2 protein-coding genes and 2 pseudogenes are annotated in these 5212 nt (G+C 68.8%); 2 read left to right on the top strand and 2 right to left on the bottom strand.

Annotation, left to right across the window (positions count from 1 at the left end):
• Positions 1-186 precede the first annotated feature (186 nt).
• Both STSP_RS37870 and STSP_RS33185 read left to right on the top strand, forming a co-directional pair.
• Positions 187-327, top strand: a pseudogene (locus STSP_RS37870) (cellulose binding domain-containing protein); the annotation flags it as partial.
• A 364-nt stretch (positions 328-691) separates the two neighbouring features.
• A pseudogene (locus tag STSP_RS33185) lies at positions 692-1669 on the top strand (LacI family DNA-binding transcriptional regulator).
• A 68-nt stretch (positions 1670-1737) separates the two neighbouring features.
• Here the strand turns inward: STSP_RS33185 and STSP_RS33180 are convergent.
• Positions 1738-3492, bottom strand: a complete 1755-nt coding sequence (locus STSP_RS33180) for a cellulase family glycosylhydrolase (RefSeq protein WP_067284743.1) — start codon at positions 3490-3492, stop codon at positions 1738-1740.
• A 117-nt stretch (positions 3493-3609) separates the two neighbouring features.
• A complete protein-coding gene (locus tag STSP_RS33175) occupies positions 3610-5121 on the bottom strand; it encodes a glycoside hydrolase family 43 protein (protein WP_067284742.1) in 1512 nt (503 codons plus the stop codon).
• Between the last annotated feature and the right edge of the window lie 91 nt (positions 5122-5212).

Genomic DNA, 5212 nt, shown 5'->3' with positions numbered 1-5212 from the left:
TCGCGGTCGCTTCCCCCTTCGTCCAGCGGCACTTCAAGAAGGGCATGCTCACCGGCGCCATCAAGGGCTGAGCCGTCTTGGCCCGAGTCCCCGGCGCAGGGCCGTGGCGGCTGACCGACACCAGGGCCGAGGTCGTCCGCGTCCCTCTCAGGCGCGGTCGACCTCGGCCCCGGATCAGTAGCCGTCCTCTCCCATAACGCCACCATCGCTCCCGGCGCGTCGGTCGACATCGGCTTCCAGGCCGCCCACACCGGAAACACCGCCCCGCCGAGCTCCTACACCCTCAACGGCACTCCCTGCGCTGTCACAGCGAGTGCACCGAAGTGACCAGGCGGTTTGGCCGGAGACAACGCAGCCGGGGATGCCGCCTGCTGTCCGGCCGAGGTGTGTGTACTTGATCAGAAGGTCTGTCTTCTTGGTGCCATCCGCGGCGGGGTACCGTCGCCGCGGATGGCTGTCATGGCGCCGGACGGCACGAGAGCGTCCGCCGCCGGTCAGGTCACGTCTTGGTGCAGGTGGTCCCGTTGAGGCTGGTGGCGCTGTGCCGAACGCAATGCGTGGCTTCCACCGCGAGGTGCGAGCATGGCGGCGGCGGCAGGCGAGCGGATGGGGAAGGGCGACCGTGCCGGAGAACCGATCGGGAAGACCTTCGGCGGGCGACCACCGTGAGCCTGGCACGGGGCCCGCTTCGGTGACGATCGCGTACATCGCCGAGTCCGCGGGCGTCTCCGTTCCGACCGTGTCGAAGGTGCTCAACGGCAGGTCCGGGGTCTCGGACGAGACCCGGGCCCGCGTCGAGCAGTTGATCCACCAGTACGGTTACCGCAAGCCTCCCAAGAGCCGCAGCAATCTGGTGGAACTCGTGTTCCGCGAGCTGGAGCACATGTGGTCCGTGGAGATCATCCGCGGTGTCGAGCGGGTGGTGCGCAAGAACAGTATCGGGGTGCTGGTATCGGAGTTCGGTCTTCCCGACCCCGAGAGCAGCAGCCTCGACGACACGTTGGGACGGCGGCAGGCCGTCCTGTCGGTGGCCCAGCTCTCCGAAGCGGAGCGGGAGCAACTGACCGCCAAAGGCATCCCCTTCGTCGTCTTCGACCCGATCGACGAACTCCCCGACGGCGTCCCCTTCGTGGGAGCGACGAATTGGAGAGGGGGGCAGGCGGCGACCCGGCACCTGGTCGACCTGGGTCACCGGCGCATCGCCATGATCAGCGGACCGGACCACGACTTCTGTCGCGCCCGGCTCTCCGGCTTTGTCTCCGCCCTGGCGGAGGCCGGCCTGCCGATGGATCACGATCTGGTCGTGAACACCCAGCTCACGCGCGAGCACGGGTAGGCCGCGGCGCGGGAGCTGCTGTCCCGGCCCGATCGTCCCACCGCCGTGTTCACTGCGAACGACATGCAGGCGCTCGGTGTCTACCAGGCCGCGCGCGAGCTCGGATTGCGCATCCCGCACGATCTCAGCGTGGTGGGTTTCGACGACGTACCGGCCGTGGCCTGGATGGACCCGCCCTTGACCACGGTCCATCAGCCGCTGGCCGAGATGGCGACGGGCGCCACCGAGCTGGCTCTGGCGCTCGGCCGCGGCGAGGAAGTGCCGCAGGTGGGACTGGAGATCGCGACCAGCCTCACCGTCCGGGAGAGCACGGTTTCGCCGAAGGAGGAGTGAGGGAGCCCGTGGACACGCGTGCCCTGGTTGCCGGGGAGGGCAACCAGGGCGAGGGGCCGGTCAGTCGGTCAGGAGGCTGTGCCGGTGACCGAAGTGCCGGACTTCGTGACGTGGTAGGTGACGGTGGCGCCGCTGTAGAAGTGGAAGACCAGCGTCGCCGGTTCCCCGTCGCGGAGCGAGTTGAGGAACTCGGGGGTCAGGATGATCGTGCCGTTCGGGTAGTCAGGCGAGAACGCCTTGTTGAACTCCTGGTACGGCGTCCAGTCGGTCGGGCCGGCGTTGGTGCCGTCGGCGTACGTGGCGTGCATGGTCGCCAGGTCGTTACCCCGGTACTCGGTGGGGATGGTGAACGAGCTGGTGGTGCCGGTGGCGTTCGACAGCACCGGAACGTCGTTGGTGACGATGTCGATGTTCCAGGGCAGCCCACTGGTGAACCGGGCCTGGAGCGTCGAGTTGACGCCGTAGGCGCGATCGCCGACCAGGCGGGTCAGTGCCTTGGTGGTGAAGGTCAGCTGGTTGCCGGAGACGGTGTAGTCCCGTCCCGCGTTCAGCTTGGTCTTGCCCTGCCACACCCCTCGGAAGCTGGTGCCGTTGAGGTTCAGGGTGAGCGACTTGGCTGTGACCGGGTTGGACTTCGGCACGAAGACCTTGTCGAAGGAGGCCGTGCCCGAGCGGGTGGTCCAGCTCGACTTGATCCAGGCGAACAGGGCCGGGTCACGCCACTGGAGGGTTTCGCGGTTCAGGTACGAGAACGGGTCCCACAGGGCAGTGGTGATGCCGTACTTGCGCGCCGCGTAGCCGACATGCTCGTAGTACTTCAGCGCCTCGCCCCGTTCGACGCGGGAGGGGTGGAAGTGATTGGGGTACTCGAGCAGACCGTACTCGCCGACGTAGAGCGGGATGCCCCTGGCGACGAAGGTCTTGTGCATGTTGGCGAAGGTGTCGTCCAGGTGCTTCTGCGCGGTGGCGTCGTAGTGGGTGCCGCCCGCGATGTTCACACTGAACGGGTACCAGCTGTAGAAGTGCACCTGCGCCACGAGCTGATCGTCGTTCAGCGAGGTGATCGTGGTGTACAGGTCGTCCATGAAGGCCTGGTCGGGGCTGCCGTCCGGCGTGGTCAAGCTCAGCAGGCGGTTCGCGTTCGCGCCGCCCGAGGCGCGGACCAAGGAGTGGAACGAGGTCTGCAGCTCCCTCAGGTACTGGAACTTCTGCGCATCCGTGGCGCCGGCGAATCTCGGCTCGTTGATGCCCTCGAAGACCAGAGTGCGCGGCGCGTCACGGAAGGTCGTGGAGATCTGGGACCAGGTGGAGTTGAACCGGGCCATCACGTTGTCGTGGTCGCTCGTGATCTTCTCGACCCACTGCCACGAGTCGTGGTGGACGTTGAGCACGACGTACAGTCCGCTGTCCAGCGCCCAGTCGACGAGCTGTTTGACGCGAGCCATGTAGGTGGCATCGATGGTGTACGGCGCGGTGGCGGACTGGTGGGCGCTCCAGGTCACCGGGATGCGGACGCTGCGGTAACCCTCCGCGGCGACTTTCTCGAACGTCGCCTTGGTGGTCTGCCCGTTGCCCCAGGAGTCCTCGTTGGGAATGGCGTCCAGGGTGTTGCCTAGATTCCAGCTGGGCTGCATCGCCGCGACGGCGTCCATGGCGGAGGCCGGGACCGTGACCGTCGACCGTGACGCCTCTCCCGCACCGTCGGGCGCGGCCAGCGCGGTGCCGCCGGACAGCCCCAGCATGACGAGCAGCGTCAGCAGCAGGGAGGCCAGGCGCCCGGGGCCGCGTCTGCGGTGGCGCGGGAGATGCCGTATGTCCTTCATTAGTCGTCCCTTTCGGTCGGTCGTGCCTTTTCGGTCGGTCGTGGCTTTCGGCTGGTGGTACGAGTGGTCCCCGCGTGGTCAGGAAGGGACCGGTTCAGCGGTCAGGAGGAGTCGGGTTCAGTCATCGAGGGGCTCGTAGTCGAACCAGTCGAAGTGGACGGTGCCTTCGGCGGCGTACACGCCGATGACGCGGCCGGTGAAGCCGCCGGCGACCTCGGTCGACAGGTAGCGGCCGTCGAGGGCCGCCAACTCGGTGAATGTGCCGTCGGGTTGTTCGATGCCGAGGGAGACGACGTCGGGTCCGGTGCACGGTCCGTGCGGAGGCGGTGGGTCCGAGATCGTGATGGTGAGCACCAGTGGCCCGGCGGGCACGGTGCGTTCGGCCACGACCGTGCGCAGGGAGCCGACGCGCGCGATCACCTGTACCTGGGTGCCGGACGCCTCGATCGCGTAGTGGTGCCGCTCGTCCAGCCGGATGGCGAGCCCGCCACGCCCCTCCGCGGGATCGACCAGGGTGCGGGCCCGGCAGGTGAGGTGCTGCTGGCGGCGGCCGGTGAACACCACGTCGGGCTCGTCCAGGGAGCCGCCCCGCGCGTGGAGCGTCAGCCATCCGGGGCGCTCCTTGGTGGTGCAGAGCTCGGGGGTGCGGTCCCGCACGGAGATCCAGGTCGGCCCGAGTTCGCTGAGCTCGAAGTCGTCGCGCCGTTCATGGGCGGGAGCGGGGGAGAGCGGCCAGGGGAGCGCGGACAGGTCCAAGGTGACCTCGCCGACGACCGGCCAGCCGTCCTCCCAGGTCACGGGAGCCAGGAAGGTCTCCCGGCCGAGCACGTGCCAGCCGGGCGTGCCGCCGCGCGGCCGTACGCCGAGGAAGACCATCCACCACGAGCCGTCGGGGCCCTGGACCAGATCCGCGTGACCGGTGTTCTGGATGGGGTGGTCGGTGCCGCGGTGGGTGAGGATCGGGTTGGCCGGGCACGGCTCGAACGGGCCGTTGGGCGTACGGCCGCGGGCGATCGACACGCCGTGACCGCGCTCGGTGCCGCCCTCGGCGATGAGCAGGTACCAGTAGTCGCCGATCCGGTACAGGTGCGGCGCCTCCGGAGCCTTCGCGCCGGGGCCACCGGACCAGACCTTGTGCGGTGTTCCGTACGTCTGGCCGGTGGACGGGTCGAGACGGACCTGCGAAACCCCCGCGACCGTGCACCAGCAGGTGCCGTCCTCGTCCCAGGCCAGGTCGGGATCGATGCCGGGCACGCCGGGCGCCCAGATGGGATCCGACCATGGTCCGGCCGGGTCGGTGGCCGTGACGATCAGGTTGCCGCCGCCCTCGCTGCAGTTGGTGACGATCAGCCAGAAGCGGCCGTCGTGATGGCGCAGGGTGGGGGCGTAGATGCCGCCCGAGGACGGCATGGAGGCGGGCAGGCGCAACTGCTCCGGCCGGTCCAGGGCGTTGCCGATCTGCCGCCAGTGCACCAGGTCACGGCTGTGGAAGAGGGGTACGCCGGGGAAGTACTCGAAGCTGGAGCAGGCGAGGTAGTAGTCGTCGCCGACACGGCAGATGCTCGGGTCGGGATGGAACCCGGGGAGCACGGGGTTGGCGGCGCGGGTGGGTTGGTTCTGGGCGGGCACCCTTGGTCGTCCTTTCGTGGGGTGGGCAGCAGGGATGGCGCTCAGGGAGCGTCCGGTTCCGTGCGGGTGATGCGGAGCAGCGCCGCGGAGG

Source organism: Streptomyces jeddahensis, from assembly GCF_001642995.1.
Taxonomy (GTDB): Bacteria; Actinomycetota; Actinomycetes; order Streptomycetales; family Streptomycetaceae; genus Streptomyces; species Streptomyces jeddahensis.
Note: the sequence above shows the minus strand (reverse complement) of the source record. Positions and strands in the feature narration are given on the sequence as shown.